17 protein-coding genes are annotated in these 18,560 nt (G+C 34.2%); 4 read left to right on the top strand and 13 right to left on the bottom strand.

Annotation, left to right across the window (positions count from 1 at the left end; genetic code table 11):
• Positions 1-154 precede the first annotated feature (154 nt).
• The 4 genes from BM024_RS03905 (at position 155) to BM024_RS03920 (ending at position 6,160) form a co-directional block, all read left to right on the top strand.
• Positions 155-2,548 carry a TonB-dependent receptor gene (locus BM024_RS03905; RefSeq protein ID WP_090678152.1) on the top strand — a complete coding sequence of 798 codons (2,394 nt, stop codon included), beginning with the start codon at positions 155-157 and terminating at the stop codon, positions 2,546-2,548.
• A 3-nt stretch (positions 2,549-2,551) separates the two neighbouring features.
• Positions 2,552-3,415 (top strand): DUF4249 family protein, encoded by an 864-nt coding sequence (locus BM024_RS03910; RefSeq protein ID WP_090678153.1) that lies wholly within the window; start codon positions 2,552-2,554, stop codon positions 3,413-3,415.
• Between the two features lie 264 nt (positions 3,416-3,679).
• Positions 3,680-5,083 carry an aspartate ammonia-lyase gene (locus tag BM024_RS03915; protein WP_090678154.1) on the top strand — a complete coding sequence of 468 codons (1,404 nt, stop codon included), beginning with the start codon at positions 3,680-3,682 and terminating at the stop codon, positions 5,081-5,083.
• Positions 5,084-5,107: 24 nt separating this feature from the next.
• The gene (locus BM024_RS03920; RefSeq protein WP_090678155.1) at positions 5,108-6,160 is read left to right on the top strand and encodes a type II asparaginase; all 1,053 of its coding nucleotides are present in this window, start codon (positions 5,108-5,110) and stop codon (positions 6,158-6,160) included.
• 64 nt (positions 6,161-6,224) lie between these two features.
• Here BM024_RS03920 and BM024_RS03925 read toward each other — a convergent pair whose 3' ends face one another.
• The 13 genes from BM024_RS03925 to rplI form a co-directional block, all read right to left on the bottom strand.
• A complete protein-coding gene (locus BM024_RS03925; RefSeq protein ID WP_090678156.1) occupies positions 6,225-7,052 on the bottom strand; it encodes an enoyl-ACP reductase FabI in 828 nt (275 codons plus the stop codon).
• A gap of 28 nt (positions 7,053-7,080) precedes the next feature.
• A complete protein-coding gene (gene fabV, locus BM024_RS03930; RefSeq protein WP_090678157.1) occupies positions 7,081-8,271 on the bottom strand; it encodes an enoyl-ACP reductase FabV in 1,191 nt (396 codons plus the stop codon).
• An 88-nt stretch (positions 8,272-8,359) separates the two neighbouring features.
• On the bottom strand, positions 8,360-10,012 hold the full coding sequence (gene recN / locus BM024_RS03935; protein WP_090678158.1) for a DNA repair protein RecN: 1,653 nt from the start codon (positions 10,010-10,012) through the stop codon (positions 8,360-8,362).
• A gap of 23 nt (positions 10,013-10,035) precedes the next feature.
• Positions 10,036-10,920, bottom strand: a complete 885-nt coding sequence (gene porD, locus BM024_RS03940) for a type IX secretion system protein PorD (RefSeq protein ID WP_090678159.1) — start codon at positions 10,918-10,920, stop codon at positions 10,036-10,038.
• Entirely contained in the window at positions 10,913-12,121 is a 1,209-nt protein-coding gene (gene coaBC / locus BM024_RS03945) for a bifunctional phosphopantothenoylcysteine decarboxylase/phosphopantothenate--cysteine ligase CoaBC (protein ID WP_090678160.1), read from the bottom strand. Before coaBC ends, porD begins: the two co-directional genes overlap by 8 nt.
• An 11-nt stretch (positions 12,122-12,132) precedes the next feature.
• A complete protein-coding gene (locus BM024_RS03950; RefSeq protein ID WP_090678161.1) occupies positions 12,133-12,450 on the bottom strand; it encodes a DNA-directed RNA polymerase subunit omega in 318 nt (105 codons plus the stop codon).
• A gap of 9 nt (positions 12,451-12,459) precedes the next feature.
• The gene (locus BM024_RS03955; RefSeq protein ID WP_090678162.1) at positions 12,460-13,266 is read right to left on the bottom strand and encodes an outer membrane protein assembly factor BamD; all 807 of its coding nucleotides are present in this window, start codon (positions 13,264-13,266) and stop codon (positions 12,460-12,462) included.
• A 177-nt stretch (positions 13,267-13,443) separates the two neighbouring features.
• A complete protein-coding gene (locus tag BM024_RS03960; protein WP_090678163.1) occupies positions 13,444-13,959 on the bottom strand; it encodes a ferritin in 516 nt (171 codons plus the stop codon).
• A 16-nt stretch (positions 13,960-13,975) separates the two neighbouring features.
• Entirely contained in the window at positions 13,976-14,857 is an 882-nt protein-coding gene (gene dapA / locus BM024_RS03965; protein WP_090678164.1) for a 4-hydroxy-tetrahydrodipicolinate synthase, read from the bottom strand.
• A gap of 9 nt (positions 14,858-14,866) precedes the next feature.
• Complete coding sequence (locus BM024_RS03970) at positions 14,867-15,379, bottom strand: DUF6913 domain-containing protein (protein ID WP_090678165.1); 513 nt, start codon at positions 15,377-15,379, stop codon at positions 14,867-14,869.
• 15 nt (positions 15,380-15,394) lie between these two features.
• Complete coding sequence (gene ligA / locus BM024_RS03975) at positions 15,395-17,404, bottom strand: NAD-dependent DNA ligase LigA (RefSeq protein ID WP_090678166.1); 2,010 nt, start codon at positions 17,402-17,404, stop codon at positions 15,395-15,397.
• A gap of 10 nt (positions 17,405-17,414) precedes the next feature.
• Positions 17,415-17,888: a DUF6495 family protein gene (locus BM024_RS03980; RefSeq protein WP_090678167.1), complete on the bottom strand. Its 474-nt coding sequence runs from the start codon at positions 17,886-17,888 to the stop codon at positions 17,415-17,417.
• Positions 17,889-18,075: 187 nt separating this feature from the next.
• Positions 18,076-18,519, bottom strand: coding sequence for a 50S ribosomal protein L9 (rplI, locus tag BM024_RS03985; protein WP_090678168.1), 444 nt, complete (start codon positions 18,517-18,519; stop codon positions 18,076-18,078).
• Positions 18,520-18,560 lie beyond the last annotated feature (41 nt).

The raw sequence follows: 18,560 nt of genomic DNA on the forward strand, positions 1-18,560 counted from the left end.
GAAACAGCCTTTTTTTATACTAATTAACATTTCATTTCGTTCTATACTTAAAAAAACAAGCAATATATTTCACAGTCCGGTGGATTATTCATAATATTAATCCCAATTAATATCAGACTTAATACATCATTCTAAACAGGTATCAAAAACCATAATGAAAAATAAAATATCAAAAGTAATTCGGGGACTATTTATATTACCTATTCTCCTCCTGTCATCAACAAACTATGCTCAAGAGGTTTTTAAAATCACAGGTCAATTACTTGACAAAAAGAACTCTCAACCTTTAATAGGAGCCACTATATACATTAGCGAACTAGACAAAGCCACCAATACAGATGTTGATGGTAAATATAGTTTTCAACAAATACCAAAAGGTAAATACACACTTCAATTCGAATATATAGGCTATAAATCTCAGTCTAACTCAATCACTGTTACTAGTGACATACAGCAGAAAAACTACCTAGAAAGCCAAACGGAATTACTAAATGAACTTGTTATCGTTCAAAACAGTAAAAAACTCGATATTAAAAAACCTGAAATGAGCGTAAATAAATTATCCGCTCAAGAAATCAAAAAAATGCCCGCTGTAATGGGAGAAGTCGATGTTTTAAAATCCATACTTCAACTACCAGGTGTTACCAATGCAGGAGAAGGAGCCTCTGGATTTAATGTCAGAGGAGGTTCGGCAGGACAAAATTTAGTCTTATTAGATGACATATCTATATTTAGCTCTTCTCATCTATTTGGTTTCTTTTCTGTTTTTAACGCAGATGTTATCAAAGACATCAAGCTTTACAAAGGAGGAATTCCCTCAAGATATGGAAGTAGAGCCTCTTCAGTTTTAGAAGTAAATCAAAGAAATGGAGATAAGACTACCTTTAAGGCAACTGGAGGGATAGGTCTTATTTCTTCAAGACTAAGCCTAGAAGGACCTATTGTTAAAGACAAAGTATCTTTCCTATTAGCAGGAAGAGCATCTTACGCTCACCTATTTTTAAAATTATCAAACAACGATAATGCAGCATATTTTTATGATTTAAACACAAAGCTTTCTTACACTATTGATAACAAAAATGAATTGGGTTTCTCAGGTTATTTTGGTCGTGACGTTTTCAATTTTAAAGATGCCTTAAACAATCAGTTTGGAAATACCGCTTTTAACCTTAACTGGGATAGAGAATTTAACGACAACATTACTGCTAAAGCAACGCTATCTTACACCAATTACTTCTATGAATTAATGTTAGATTTTGTAAAATTCAATTGGAAGTCAGACATCAAAAGCATTAACTTAAAATACGACATATCACACTATATCAATGAGCGTTTTGCTCTAAAATATGGAGTTAGTAGCATACAGCATACTTTTAATCCAGGAGAATTGGAACCTATTGGTGACGATTCCTTTATTAACTATAAAAAACTACAAGGTAAAAAAGCCTTAGAAAATGGTATTTACATTGAAGCTGAACAGCAACTAACACCTAAACTAACCTTTAACTATGGTATTCGCTATTCATCCTTTTATCGTTATGGTCCTGAAAAAATTCAAACATATCAAAATAACCAAGCTGTCGATTACAATAGTGAATTAGGAATTTACACCCCTGGTACATCAATTGGAGAAACAATCTATAAAAAAGGAAAGTCTATAACAACATTCAACGATTGGGAGCCTAGGATTTCTGCCTCTTACGCAATAGATAATGAGCAATCTATCAAGGCTAGTTTCACTCAAATGACCCAATATTTACACCTTATTTCAAATACTGCTGCCCCTACCCCTTTAGACATATGGACACCTAGTGGACCATATTTAAAACCTGAAAAAGTAAACCAATGGGCGGTTGGTTATTTTAAAAACTTTAAAGAAGGTGCTTATACATTAGAAGCTGAAAGTTATTATAAGAAAGGAAAAAACACGGTAGACTATATAGATGGTGCAGACCTTATAGCTAACGACGCTTTAGAAACAGTTCTTTTAACAGGGGAATCTAGAGCCTATGGATTAGAACTTCTTTTAAGAAAAAACACTGGTAAGTTCAATGGTTGGATTGCCTATACACTCTCGAAATCAGAACAAAGAACACCTGGTAGAAACGAATTTGAATCAGGCATTAACAATGGTAATTGGTATAGAACACCCTACGACAAAACACACGACCTTTCAATAGTGGCTAACTATGAATTAAATAAAAAATGGAGCTTTGGAGCTGGGTTTGCATTACAATCAGGAAGACCAGTATCTTATCCAGAAGGACAATTTGAATACCTTGAAGACAGGGTACCATTTTTTGGAGACAGAAATCAATACAGTCTACCATTTTTTCATCATTTAGATATTTCAGCCACATATATACCTACCAAAGCACAAGAAAGGAAATGGAAAGGAGAATGGGTATTTAGTATTTACAACATTTACAATAGAAAAAATGCGGCTTCTATCAGCTTTAGAGAAAGTGATATAATAGGTCAAAACGAAGCAGTAAAGCTTTCGATCTTCGGAATCATTCCTAGTGTTTCTTACAACTTTAAATTTTAAATCATGAAAAATATTTTCAAATATATCCTTAGCTTATCTATACTAACACTGGTTTCATGTGAAGAAGTCATTGACTTAGACTTACCCTCTAAAGAACCCAGACTAGTCGTTGAAGCTAACTTAGATTACGACTCTGATTCAGACCAACCTCAAGACTTTGAATTTAAACTCACAAAGAGTGGATCATTTTACGATGCACTAATACATCCAGCTACTAATGCTAAAGTGTATATTGAACATGAACAATTTGGGATAATCAATTTTGAAGAAGAGGGAGAAACAGGAATCTATAAAGGTAAAGATATACCTTTAATACAACCATTTGACAAGCTAACTCTACACATTGAATACAATGGAGAGTCTTATAAAGCCATAGAAACTTATATTCCTAATAATTCTACCCCCTTTTCTATTACCCAAAATAAAAAAGCATTATTTGGTGAAGAATACTATGAAGTAACACTAAACTTTAAAGATTCTATAGACGACTCAAACAATGATAAATCATTGAACTACTATTTGGTAGAACGCAAAAGAAATGACACAAAATCTCAAATACACATACAAAACAATGATCTCACTAAAGGCAATACTTTAAAAAGCATTTATTTAGACGAAGACTCAAAAGTAAATGACACCATACGTTTTAATCATTATAAAATTTCCAAGACCAATTTTCACTATTTGAGAATGATAATAGAATCTATCAACAATGGCGGAGGACCTTTCCAAGTACCAGTCGGAAAAATAAAGGGAAATGTACTAAATACCACAAATCCAGATAAGCCAGCTTTAGGTTATTTCAGAATTACTAAAAAACACACTCTTAGTCACATCATATATGAACAGGAGATCTCAGACAAATAATGTTAGAATCTAAACCATAAATTATACTTTATTCACAAAGAGAAATTCCATTCCAGAACTTTTTTCAAAGTATTTCTTAAAATACCTACATTGAATTAACAAAAAATTATAGCAGAACACAACACTGCTCCATTTTGAGAAACTGTAACTTTGTAATAGAAGAACCTTAATTGCATTGCAATAATTAGATGAATAGATATTTTATTATAATTCATCGAAGGAAAATTGATAACAAAGATTACTATCTTGATAAAAGTATAAGACATGTATAGAATAGAAAGCGATTTAATCGGAGAGTTAAATATTCCAGCAGAAGCCTATTATGGCATTCAAACACAAAGAGGTATTAATAACTTTAATATTTCTGGTGTAAAACTATACAACTATCCAACTATCATAAAAGGGCTAGCCTATGTAAAATGGGCAGCTGTAGAGGCAAATGGTGAACTAGAATTAATCTCCAAAGAAGTAGTTGCGGCTGTAGTAGAAGCATGTAAAGAAGTATTAACTGGAACCTATGACAATCAATTTCCAGTTGATATGATTCAAGGAGGTGCAGGAACATCAACCAATATGAATGCCAATGAAGTAATTGCAAATATTGCATTGGAAAAAATGGGGCATCCTAAAGGAGCTTACCAGTATTGTTCTCCACACGATGTATTAAACTGCTCTCAATCTACCAATGACGCATATCCTGCGGCGATAGTTTTAGCAATCTATTTCTCCAATGAGAAACTAGTAGACCAATTAAAATCTCTTTCGAATTCGTTCAGAGCAAAAGCAAACACTTACCGCGATGTATTAAAAATGGGAAGAACCCATCTTCAAGACGCCGTACCTATGTCCTTTGGTCAAATGTTTGATGCCTATGCAGACACTTTAGATATTGAAATAGCTAATTTAAAAGCCATAGCAACAAGTTGTTTAGAAGTTAGTATGGGAGCAACAGCAATTGGAACAGGAATAAATGCTATACCTGGATATGCAGAATTATGTACCAAAAAAATGGCTCAAATTACCGGTTTACCAATAAAACAAGCTAAGAACTTTATTGAGTCAACCCCAGACACATCTGGTTTTGTAAGCTACTCTTCAGCAGTTAAAAGACTGGCAACAAAATTATCAAGACTCATGAATGATCTTCGAATGTTGTCATCAGGACCTAGATGTGGACTTAATGAAATCAATTTACCAGGTGTTCAACCAGGTTCCTCTATTATGCCTGGAAAAGTGAACCCAGTAATGCCAGAATCTGTAAATCAAGTTTGCTTTAAAGTAATAGGAAATGATTTAGCAGTTACTCTAGCATCCGAAGCTGGTCAACTACAATTAAATGTAATGGAACCAATCATACTTTACAGCATTTTGGAATCTGTAACGATATTAGGTAATGCATTAGACGGCTTACGCATACATTGTATTGATGGAATAACAGTTAACGAAGCACACTCAAAAGAACTTGTTCTCAATAGCATTGGTATAGTCACTGCTTTGAATCCTTATATCGGTTATGAAAACAGTACAACAATCGCTAAAGAAGCTTTAGAAAAGAATCGATCCGTGTATGACCTAATCTTAGAACGCAATATTCTAACTAAAGAACAATTAGACACTATCTTGTCACCAGAACATATGATTTACCCTCAGAAAAAAGAGAACTTTTAACAACGACCTTTTTTACTAAAAATTATGAAGTATATATCATTGCTTTTAATTTGCCTCTTCACTCCGTTAGTAATGATGGGGCAAAATAAACCAACTATCTATGTATTAGCAACAGGCGGAACCATTGCAGGATCTGGAACATCAGAAACTTCTTCTACATATACAGCAGGTGGTTTAACCGCTGATCAATTGATTCAGGCAGTTCCAGCTATTGATAAAATAGCAAATATTAAAAGTGAACAAATAGCAAATATTGGAAGTCAAGACATGAACCAAGAAATTTGGTTACAATTGACGAACCGCATTAATGATTTAGCTAAAAACCCAGATATTACCGGATTTGTTATTACACATGGAACAGATACTCAAGATGAAACAGCTTATTTTCTAAACTTAACAATTAAAACAGACAAACCCGTTGTTTTAACAGGAGCCATGCGTCCTTCCAATGCATTAAGTGCAGATGGTCCACGAAATCTTTTCAATGCCGTTGCCTGTGCTGCATCTCCAACTTCAAAAGCAAAAGGAGTCATGATTGTAATGGATGACTTTATCTTAGGTGCAGATGATATACAAAAATCCCACACCTTAACGATGGGGTCATTCAGTAACCCGAACTTTGGTCCACTGGGCATAATGTATAACGAGCAACCCATGTTCTTTAGACAATCGTTAAAGAAACACACCACGGAAAGTATCTTTGATGTAAAGAATATAAAACAATTACCCAAAGTAGCAATTTTAATGGGCTATGCAGATGCAGATGATATGTTTATTAAAGCAGCATTAGAACACAAAATAGAAGGTATTATATATGCAGGTGTAGGCAATGGAAACATGTCGACCAAGGTTATCAATACATTATCGAAAGCTGTCCAAGATCGTCAGTTAAGTGTTGTACGCTCTTCTAGATTACCATTAGGACCAACAACCCAATGGGATGAAATTGATGACGACAAATTAGGATTCACAACCTCTTGGTTTCTTTCCCCACAAAAAGCGCGCATTCTATTAATGCTAGCATTAACCAAAACCAATGATTACAAAGAGATACAAAAGTATTTTACAGAATATTAAAGACATAAAAAAACAGGCTATTCAAATTGAATAGCCTGTTTTTTTATATATCAATCGAACTTATTTAGTTCTCTTCTTCTAAACCTCTTTCGAAAGCCTCCATCACTTCTTGACTAACCCCCATATTAGAGAATCCACCATCGTGATATAAATTTTGAAGTGTCACCTTCTTGGTTAAATCAGAAAACATCGTTACTACGTAATCTGCACATTCTCCAGCTGTAGCATTCCCTAATGGAGACATTTTATCAGCATAAGCAATAAATCCAGAGAATCCTTTAACTCCTTGCCCTGCAGTAGTAGCCGTAGGAGACTGAGAAATCGTATTTACACGCACTTTCTTATCCTTTCCGAAGAAGTATCCAAAACTACGAGCAATAGACTCTAAATAAGCCTTATTGTCGGCCATATCATTATAATCTGGAAAAACACGTTGTGCTGCCATATAAGTCAATGCAATAATACTTCCCCACTCACTCATAGCATCCTTTTTATAAAGAACCTGCATTACTTTATGAAAGGAAACCGCTGAAACATCCCATCCCTTTTGAGTAAAATCGTACTTATTATCCGTATAGTTAATATTCTTACGAACATTTACAGACATCCCAATAGAATGCAATACAAAATCAATCTTACCGCCAAGAATTTCAACTGCTTGATCTACCAAGTTTTCTAAATCTTCCAAAGAAGTAGCATCAGCAGGAATGATTTGTGAACCAGTTTTCTGAGCCAATACATCAATAGTACCCATTCTCATGGCTATAGGTGCATTCGTTAAAACAAATGTCCCTCCTTCTTCATGTACGCGTTCTGCTGTTTTCCAAGCGATTGAATTCTCATCCAAAGCTCCAAAAATAATACCTCTCTTACCTTTCAATAAATTATACATACAGTCTATATTTAAGAACTTACTATAATTAACCTATACTATTAATTTTCACCACTTCTTCTGTATCGGCATCGTAATTAACATCAGCCACATCGAAACCAAACAATTGGTAAAAATCAGTACGATAACCCTCTAAATCTCCAAGAGCAGCTAAAGTTTCAGTAGTCGCATCTTTCCATAATTCGGTTACTTTAGCTTGAACATCCTCACGCATTTCTAGATCATCTATACGGATTCTACCTTTCTCATCAGTAGCAACAAGCCCTTCTGTATATAAACGCTCTGAAAACAAACGTTGAATTTGTTCAATACATCCTTCGTGTATTCCCTTTTCTTTCATTGTTTTATACAACAAAGAGATATACAACGGAATTACAGGAATAGCAGAACTAGCTTGAGTAACCAATGCTTTATTCACAGAAACATATGCTTTTCCACCTAAGTCTTTCAAGCTTTCAGTAATTTCAAAAGCAGTAGCCTCTAAATGATCTTTAGCACGACCAATAGTACCTTTTCTGTAAACCGCTTCAGTCAATTCAGGTCCTATGTAAGAATAAGCAACTGTTAAAGCATTTGGAGCTAATACTCCAGCCTCTTTCAATGCATCCATCCACATAGCCCAATCTTCACCACCCATTACTTTAATTGTATTTTCGATATCATCACCGCTACATGGTTCAATAGAAATCTCAGATACTTTTCCAGTATGGAAATCAACCGTTTTATTTGTAAAAGTAGAACCAATAGGTTTTAAAACTGAACGAAATAATTCACCCGAGTTAGGATCCTTTCTAACAGGAGAAGCCAAACTATAAATTACTAAATCAACCTGACCTAAATCAGCCCTGATCATATCCACAACCTCGTGTTTTACTTCATTTGAGAATGCATCTCCATTGATACTTTTTGCATATAAGCCAGCTTTCTGAGCCTCTTCTTCAAATGCAGCACTATTATACCATCCTGGTGTAGCCGTTTTACCAGCACTAGGTTCTTTTTCAAAAAACACACCAATGGTAGCAGCACCAGATCCAAAAGCACTCGTAATTCTAGAAGCTAATCCAAAACCAGTTGAGGCACCAATTACCAAAACTTTCTTAGCTCCTTGAATAGTTCCTTTAGACTGTATATATGCAATTTGATTTTTCACATTTTGTCTACACCCTTCTGGATGAGCCGTCAAACAAATGAATCCTCGCATTCTTGGTTCTATAATCATATCTATATCGATTTATTTACCTACAGTAGGTAGATTTTAATGTCTAATATTTTAAATTCAGTTGAAGGGACAAATATAAAGTTTAATATCAGTTCAACAAAGCCTCTGCATGTTGTAAAGCAGATTCCGTAATATCTTTTCCAGAGAGCATCTGAGCTATTTCTTTAATTCTAGAATCTCGGTCTAAAAGAATTAGTTGAGATGTTGTAGTTTCATCATCAGAAGTTTTAAAAACTTTGTAGTGTTGATGTCCTTTAGAAGCAATCTGAGGTAGATGTGTAATAGCAAACACTTGCATACGATTACTCATTTCCTTCATAATATCCCCCATCTTATCAGCAACTTCACCGGAAACCCCAGTATCTATTTCATCAAAAATAATAGTTGGCAAGTTAGAGTAACGAGCTAGAATTGCTTTTATTGCAAGCATTATACGAGACAATTCACCACCTGAAGCAACTTTTTTCAACAAGCCAAAACTCATACCTTTATTAGCTGAAAATAACAGTTCTACTTCATCTTTACCGCTAGCTGTAAAAGCAGTAGCGTCCTTAAGTTCTATTTTAAAAGTAGCATTTGGCATTCCCAATAAACTCAAAATCTCAATCAATTGATTTTGAAGCTTTGGAATAGCTTCCAATCGTTTTTCACGAATCGCAATACATTGAATCAACAATTGTTCTTCTTGAACTACTAACTCTTTTTGCATTCTTTCAATCTTATCATCTAAATCAGTCGCCATAAAGACCTTCTGACTTAACCCTTCTTCTATTACCAATAATTCAGCAACAGTATTTACTTGATGCTTCTTTTGCAGATTGTATATTAACTGTAATTGTTCGTGAATTAATTGTAGTTGTTCTGGATCAAGTACAACTCGTTCCAACTGTTCTTCAATTTCATTTGCAATGTCAACCAATTCAATTTCAGAACTAGAGATACGTTCAAAAAGACCCTCATAATCTTTAGAAATTGACATCGTCTTTTGTAATGCAGCCTTTGCCTCCTTTAAACTTTGAATCACACCACCATGTTCTCCATTCAACAATGCCCAAGAATGACTAAAATGCTCTTTTACAAATTCAACATTATTCAACTTCTCATATTCCGACTCCAAATCCTCTTGACTAACATTCTGAAGTTTGGCATTTTCAAGTTCTTCTAATAAAAAATTATTATAATCCTGCTCTTTTAAAAGCTCGACTTGCTCTTCGATGTAACTCTTTAAAACTGATTTGTTCTTTTTAAAAAGCTTCAACTGCTCTTGATAAACAATCAGAAGTTTGGAATTAGCAGCAATTGCATCAATAATAGCAATTTGATAACTCTCATCCGAAAGTTCTTGAGTTTGATGCTGTGAATGAATATCAATCAATGACATACTCAACTCTTGCAATGTGGAAAGGTTTACGGGACTATCATTTACAAATGCTCTAGATTTACCAGAAGGTAAAATCTCACGACGTATTATAGTAGTAGGTTCATAATCTATATCCAACTGTTCGAATAAAGAATTCAAATCGTATTTATCAATAACAAAATGCCCTTCAATTACACATTTTTCGGTATTATTTTTCAAAGAACCCAAATCAGCTCTTTTACCTTGAAGCAAACCAAGTGCACCTAATAGTATAGATTTCCCAGCTCCAGTTTCACCTGTAATAATAGAAAAACCCTCAGAAAAATCCATATCCAAGGTTTCAATTAAAGCAAAATTCTTTATTGATAAAGCACGTAACATAGTTTTACTAATCAGTTATAGATTTATAAATTATTCCACTTAGAAGCATTAAGTGGTGAGATTTTATTCAATATTTCAACAACTTTCTTCTTATTAGAATCCATTACACCACCATACATTGAAACCAATTCGTCGGTTTTCGCGTCGAAAAATACACGAGTTAAAAAAGCATTAGGTCTATTTTTATGAAGTTCTGATAAAGTATTCAAACTTGAATAAACTCCATCTTTACCTTTTTGTAAATTATCAGCCATCTCATCTAATCCCAATCTATGATATTCATAGATTGCATCTCTAAAAGATTTGTTAGCAGAAGACAATATATCATTTACTAAAAAGTATCGATTATTATTTCCGTCTCCTTGTTTCCATCCCTTATAACCAGATTGTTGTGCTAAAGAAGTAATATTAGAAGCGTTCTGAAAAAACTCAGTACCACCATTTTTAGCAAAAGAATCCGCATCTAACCCTAATATTATGTTGACGTAAAAAGCAATTAGTGAAGTTAAATTAGAGTCAAAACTATTTGGATTATAATACAAATTTTCAAACTCAGTGTAAGAAAAACTCACATCACGATCATTAAAATTAAATATAGGAGCGTTATAAGTAGAATTATAAACCACTCTCGAAGATTGAACCTGCAAAGAACCTGATACAGCGTTTGACTCGTAGGAATTTACATTTAAATAAAACACACAATCTATTTTCTCAAGACTAGATACATTTTTTGTAGTCCAACGAGTATTATTAATAAACTCGGTTAAAGCCGTTTGTAATGTTTTAAAGTACGCTTGATTACTATTTCCAATTTGACTATGGTTAATAGAAACCACAGCATTTAATTCTTGTGATATACTAGTAGCAGAAGAAAAAATAAAACAAATCAGAAAAAAGATCTTACGCATAGTGTTCAATAATTTTATTTACTATATCGCTAGCAACAGCTTCTTTTGTTTTAAGAGGCATTGATTCGATATCGAAATTCTTAGTTATAAATGTAACCTTATTAGTTGGTTTACCAAAACCTGCACCTTCATCTTTCAAAGAATTAAGCACGATCAAATCTAAATTTTTCTTTACAATTTTTTGTTTAGCGTGTTCAATTTCGTTTGTAGTCTCCAATGCAAAACCAACAATAAACTGCTCTTTTTTCTTATTACCTAAAGTTGCTAAAATATCAGGATTTTTCTCAAGTTCTATAACAAAACTATCAGCATCCTTTTTAATTTTCTCATCAGCGACATGCTTTGGTCTATAATCCGCAACAGCGGCAGCACCAACCAACACATCAACAGAATCAAAAACGCTATCACAAGCATCAAACATTTCAACAGCCGTTTGCACGCGAATTAATCGAACATTAGGATGACTAATACTTAAACTACTGGGTCCGCTCACCAATATCACTTCCGCACCATTCTCTGCTGCTGCTAAAGCAATATCAAATCCCATCTTACCAGAAGAGTGATTACCAATAAAACGAACAGGATCTATCGCTTCGTATGTTGGACCAGCGGTAATTAATATTTTTTTCTTAATTAAAAGCTGAGTCTTACTAAACTTTGATTCCAAAAATGAAAGAATATTCTCAGGTTCAGCCATACGCCCATAACCTTCCAAACCACTAGCGAGTTCACCACTTTCAGCAGGAATAATATGATTTCCAAAAGACTCTAATTGTCTTAAATTATGTAAGGTAGAAGGATGTTTATACATATCCAAATCCATTGCAGGTGCAATAAAAACAGGACAGTCTGCTGAAAGATAAACAGCTTGTAATAAATTATCACACAAGCCAGTAGTCATCTTGGCGAGTGTATTTGCAGTAGCTGGAGCTATCAATATAAAATCAGCCCACATGGCCAAATCTACATGATTATTCCAAGTACCACCCTGATCACTCGAGTTAAAAAACTGAGTATACACAGGTTTTTTCGACAAAGTCGATAAAGTATAAGGAGTAATAAAATGATGAGAAGCAGGTGTCATAATCACTTGGACTTCGGCACCTGCTTTTATAAGTAATCTAACTAAACTTGCCGTTTTGTACGCGGCAATTCCACCAGTTATTCCCAGTATTATTTTCTTCCCGCTTAAAACAGACATGCTAGTAAAATTTATTTCACAACTTCTTTATAAGTAATATCTCCATTCAACCATTCCTCCACAGCTAAAGCTGGAGCTTTTGGCAATCTTTCGTAAAATTTAGACACTTCGATTTGCTCTTTGTTTTCAAAAACTTCATCCAAACTATCTGTATACGTAGCGAATTCCTCCAATTTGTCAATCAATTCTGTTTTGATTTCCATATTGATTTGGTTTGCTCTTTTAGCCATAATAGTAATAGCTTCGTAAACATTACCTGTAGGCTCTTCGATTTTACTCTTATCGTAAGTAACTGTATTAACTGGAGCTTTTGTGTTTCTTAAATCCATTTCGATTTCTTATTTAGAAAATTGTTGTAATTCCTTATTTATATCTGCCAACATCAGGTCGGCTTCTTGTTTGTATTTGGTATCCTCTTTAAAACGAATCAGTGCATCATACATAGTCTTCGCATTAATTAATCGCTCTTCCATTTTAGAATAAACACTATTCATAGCCAGTTTATAAGCTGAATCTAACTTATAATACAAAGCTTCCTCTTTATAAGAAGTACCAGGGTAATCATATATAAAATTATCTAACGCTACAATGGCTGCATTATAATTTCTAGTCCATCCACCAATTGTATTCAATTGTTTTGCGTTTTCAAAAGCCTTTTTCTCCAATCTTCTATTCAAATCCCCCATAATATTATTCGCTTCAATAGCAAATGAAGAAGTTGGGTATTGATCTATAAAAGCTTGTAACTTATCAATAGCAATATACGTGTTCCCCTGATCCAATGAATATGGTAACAAAGTATTTACTATAGACTTCACCTCTTTAAGCAATGCTTCTTCATGACGCTCACTACGAGGATATGTCGATGCAAAAAGTTTAAATCTATGAGATGACAATTCATAATCCTTTACTTGATAAGTCGCCTCAGCAAAATCAAAAAACATATTTTCTGCAGTTGGCTGTGCTCTAAATGGTGTTTCAAGCTGTTCGTATAATCGAATTGCTTTTCTATACTTCTTTTGTTCGTATAAATTTTGAGCTACCTCCTTTTTGTATTCTAAATCTTCAGATTTCAGAGCCTTTTGCAGTGGGCTACAGCCTACTACTGCAATAGCTAAAAGAGATAATCCGATATATTTTCTCATATATAATATTTTTAAACAAAAGCTTTACCAAATAGTTCAATAAAAGCAAATGCAAATTTAGGCATAATTAATCTTATACAAAAACCTTTTTTCAATCGAAAAAGAAAAGATGCCTTTAATAAACATCTTTCTTTAAATCACTAGATTAAACCAGCTATACAAAATCTTTTAAATCTATTAAATAGTTGATGCTCCAGCATCTGTTTGTATGAAGTTCTTAATATCATTATCAAACAAATACAATCCACCTTTATCATCACCAATTAGATTGATTTTATCTAAGATTGTTCTAGCAGTAGCTTCTTCTTCAATTTGTTCTGCAACATACCATTGTAAGAAATTATGAGTTGCATAATCTCTTTCAGTTAAAGCGATATGTACCAAATCATTAATACTTTGAGAAACAAACACCTCATGTTCAAACAACTGTTTAAATAAAGTCTTGAAAGAAGAATGATCAAGTTCAGGTTGAGTAATTGCAGGAATTTCTGCTTTACCTCCTCTTTGATTAATATACTTTACTAAACGCAGCATATGTTGACGCTCTTCATCAGATTGCGCATACATAAAAGCAGAGATACCCTCAAACCCCTGAATCTCAGCCCAAGAAGCCATCTCTAAATAAATCTGCGAAGAATCACCTTCTATTTTTATCTGCTTATTTAAAGCAGCCTGTAAATCAATTGACAACATAATTTTTCCTTTTAAGCTAATTTAAAATTTTATCGTACTCTAACTGAATCCTTTTTGCTAAATCTTCGTTAACATTAACCAATGGCAAGCGAACATTGTCTTCACACACACCCGCTTTTCTCAAAACCTCTTTAATTCCAGCAGGATTCCCTTGCTCAAAAATTAAATCAATCATGGTCATTAACTGATATTGATTTTCAAAAGCAGCATTCACTTCTCCCTTCAATCCAAAGCGAATCATATCTGTGAAAAGCTGAGGAATACCTTGTCCTATTACAGATATTACACCTGCACCACCCGCTAACACTAATGGCAACGCAATAATATCATCGCCAGAAATTACCAAAAAGTCTTTTCTATTTTGTCTAATCAGTTCCATTCCTTGCACTAAATCACCCGCAGCTTCTTTAATTCCAATAATATTAGAAAACTCATTTGCTAAACGAACAACTGTTGCTGGCAACATATTACTTGCTGTACGTCCTGGTACATTATACAATATAATAGGCAATGGAGAATTTTGAGCAATCAGTTTGAAATGCTGATAAATCCCTTCTTGTGTAGGTTTATTATAATATGGAGAAACAGATAAAATTGCATCAAAACCGTCAAAATTACCGTTTTTACACTCTTCAACCAACTCCATTGTATTATTACCACCTAAACCTAAAACCAAAGGTAAGCGACCATTATTTGCATCTACAACCGTACGCTTCACTAACTCCTTCTCTTCTTTGTTCAAAGTCGCAGATTCAGCAGTAGTACCCAACACCACTAAATATTCAACCCCACCATCAATAACGAATGATACCAAACGCTGTAACGCTTCTACGTCAACAGTCAAATCTTTTTTAAATGGAGTAACCAATGCCACCCCTGTACCTTTAAATGAATGCATGTTATAAAATTATTTTTTAAACAATTGTAAATACCTGAACAACTCATCTATAAACTCTTTATACCTATCAGTAGTTAGAGCAATAGAAAAGTTATTAATATGTGTTTTAATCGAACTAAATCCAACCTTAAACTTCGCTACAGAATGACTACTAGCCCACAACAAAACCAAACTTTCTACATCATAGTAATTTATCAGCAAGTCAAAAGGTCTATTGATAAACATTTCAATTTTCTCATTCTTAAGGTCCCCAGAGGTAGTAAAATCACTATCTCTCATAAACACCTCTCGTTCCGCATCAATCCCTTTCTCTCGACTATAAATTAAAAAGAAAATATTATTCTTTTTGATACCTTTTTTAACCAATTCATTCTCCAGAAGATGAATACTACTAAAGTCTTTTTTATCCAAAACAAAACCAACTGTACGCACATCCCCAAAGTCCACTTGGGACAAAGAAGCTTGAACTGCTTTATTAACAGCTTTTTTTAATGATTTGTATTTTATGATATTTAAAAACACGTATTTCTTTTTAGATTAATCCCTATTGACTCCTATCATCTTTAAAAACGACATCTCATCTAAAATAGGTATCTGAAGTTTTTGGGCTTTTTCCAACTTAGAAGGCCCCATTTTGTCACCCGCAACCACGAAACCAGTTTTAGCAGAAATAGAACTCCCTACCTTACCTCCGTGCTCTTCAATAGCCACCTTTATCTCATCACGAGTAAATGTAGTAAAAACTCCTGAAACAACAACAGTCTTGCCCTCAAAAGTATTAGAATGAACAATCATCTCTTTCTCTACTACTTCTAGCTGAACACCATATCCTTTCAAACGCTCAATCACCTGAATATTAACCTCATTCTCAAAAAAAGCAATAACACTTTGTGCAATTTTATCACCTATCTCATCTACCTCTATCAAATCTTCTAAAGGAGCCATTCTCAAAGCATCTATATTCTTATAATGAAATGCCAATTTTTTCGCTACTGTTTCACCAACAAATCGTATTCCCAAAGCATACAATACACGCTCAAAAGGTATTTTCTTAGACTCTTCAATACCGTTAATCAAATTCTCTGCAGACTTATCCGCCATTCTCTCTAATGGTACAATCTCTTCTTTTTTTAACTCATACAAATCGGCGTACGTTGTCACCAATCCACTCTGATACAACAAACTCACTGTCTCTTCTCCTAAACCTGCAACATCCATCGCTTTACGTGAAATAAAATGCTGTATACGCCCCACTATCTGAGGAGCACACCCATAAAAATTCGGACAATAATGTTGTACCTCTCCTTCTTTTCGAACTAAATCAGTTCCGCATTCTGGGCAAGTATCTATATAAACCGTAGGTTCTGAATCCTCAGGTCTAGCCTCTAAATTCACCCCCACAATCTTAGGAATAATCTCCCCTCCTTTTTCCACATAAACCACATCTCCCACTCGAATATCAAGCTTTTCAATCTGGTCCGCGTTATGTAAAGAAGCACGTCTAACAACCGTACCTGCCAATTGCACCGCTTTTAAATTAGCAACTGGAGTAATAGCACCAGTACGCCCAACCTGATATGAAATCGACTCTAAAATCGTTTCTACTTGCTCAGCTTGAAACTTATAAGCCATTGCCCAACGAGGTGACTTAGATGTATATCCCAACTCCTCTTGTTGATACAAAGAATTCACCTTAACAACAACGCCATCCGTCTCATAAGGCAATCCAACTCTATGAGCATCCCAATAGTTAATAAAATCAAAAACCTCCTCAATACTCTTAACCAAAACAGCTTCCTTAGGCACCTTAAACCCCCAAGAACGAGCTTTTTCCAAACTTGAAAACTGACTTTCCATCAACTCATTCACCCCTACAACATTATACAACAAACACTCCAAAGGACGTTTCGCAACCTCAGAGCTATCCTGCAACTTCAAACTACCCGAGGCCGTGTTACGAGGATTTGAATAAGGCACTTCACCTATTTCGATTAAATCTTGATTCATCTGCTCAAACCCTTTGAAAGGCAAAACAATCTCACCTCTAATCTCAAAAATAGCAGGATAATCACCTTTCAATTTTATAGGAACCGACTTTATAGTTTTAATATTATGCGTAACATCATCCCCTTGAAAACCATCACCACGAGTTAACGCTTGCTTAATAACACCATTTTCATAAGTTATACTTATAGACGCTCCATCATATTTTAACTCACATACATATTCAACATCAACATCTCCCAAAACCTTTTGAATACGCTGCTCCCACTCCAATAAATCTTCCTTAGAATAGGAATTATCCAACGAATACATTCTATAACGATGAGGCACTGTCTCGAAGTTCTTCACTATCACTCCACCCACTCTTTGAGTAGGTGAATTCTCATCATAAAACTCAGGGTTCTCCAACTCTAAACGCTCCAGTTCCTTCAACTTTTGATCAAACTCAAAGTCCGAAATAGTAGGATTATCCAACGCGTAATAATTGTAATTATGCGCATGCAACTCTTCCCTTAATTTTTCAATAACCTCACCTATATTCATATATTAGAACTTATAGCTTTAACATCTCTTTAAACTGCTCATACAAAGCTCCATCACTTAAAATAGCACCTTGCCTAATAATCTCAAATACTTCTGTATTTCTATCATTCACAAAAGGACGCCCTCCATGCTTAATTTCGACCTCATCAGTAAAAACAGAATCACTTAACCAACGTAAACCTTCAACCGTCATAAAATCAATCCCACTATTCAAACTTTTAATCACAATAGTATTTATAGCGTCATTATCAAAATAAAATAAAAAAATATGGGTAGTAGAGTAATGCTCCATATAGCTAGCTTTCTTCAAAGCTCCTTCCCAAATCAAATCAGAAAAAACATCCAATTCCTCTTCCATCACGTGAGGTTTCTCTGCCTTAATAATCTCCCACTCTGCTTTATCAATTTGCTGACTCGCTAAAAAATTCGTAAACTCTGTATGCAATTCTTCAAACTGCTCCTTTGTAAGCCTCGTATATTTCATTATATATGCTTTTAAAAAAACCAAAAATACAATAGTTTAACCTTAATTCAATAAAGATTTAGACAGCTTTAGCAAAAGCATGTTCAAAAAAAACAAGAGCTACAACACTCCCATCTGTACACAACAAAAAAAGGGCTAACTCTTGTTAGAGTTAGCCCTTTTCAATATTAAATAATTACAGGGTAGCTTACGCTTGCTCTGCAATAACTTCATAAGGTAATTCAACGATTACATCTCTATGTAAGCGAATAGAAGCCTCATATTTTCCAATACGTTTGATCACACCAGAAGTAATGAATTTTTTATCGATGTTTTGTCCTAATTTACTCAACTCTTCAGCTAAGTTAATATTAGTAACAGAACCAAATAATTTTTCACCACCTGCTTTAACAGTGATTTTAATATCCAAAGCTCTTAATGCATCAGCAATTACATTTGCATCAGCGATTACTTTAGCTTCTTTGTGCGCTCTTTGTTTCAAGTTTTCAGCCAATACTTTCTTTGCAGAAGGAGTAGCTAAAACAGCAAAACCTTGAGGAATTAAAAAGTTACGACCGTATCCTGGTTTAACATTTACGATATCGTCTTTAAATCCTAATTTTTGAACGTCTTGTTTTAAAATAAGTTCCATGTTGTTGTCCTTTTTTATAAGAAGTTAGGTTTCATCGATGA

Source organism: Myroides guanonis (assembly GCF_900114085.1).
Taxonomy (GTDB): Bacteria; Bacteroidota; Bacteroidia; order Flavobacteriales; family Flavobacteriaceae; genus Flavobacterium; species Flavobacterium guanonis.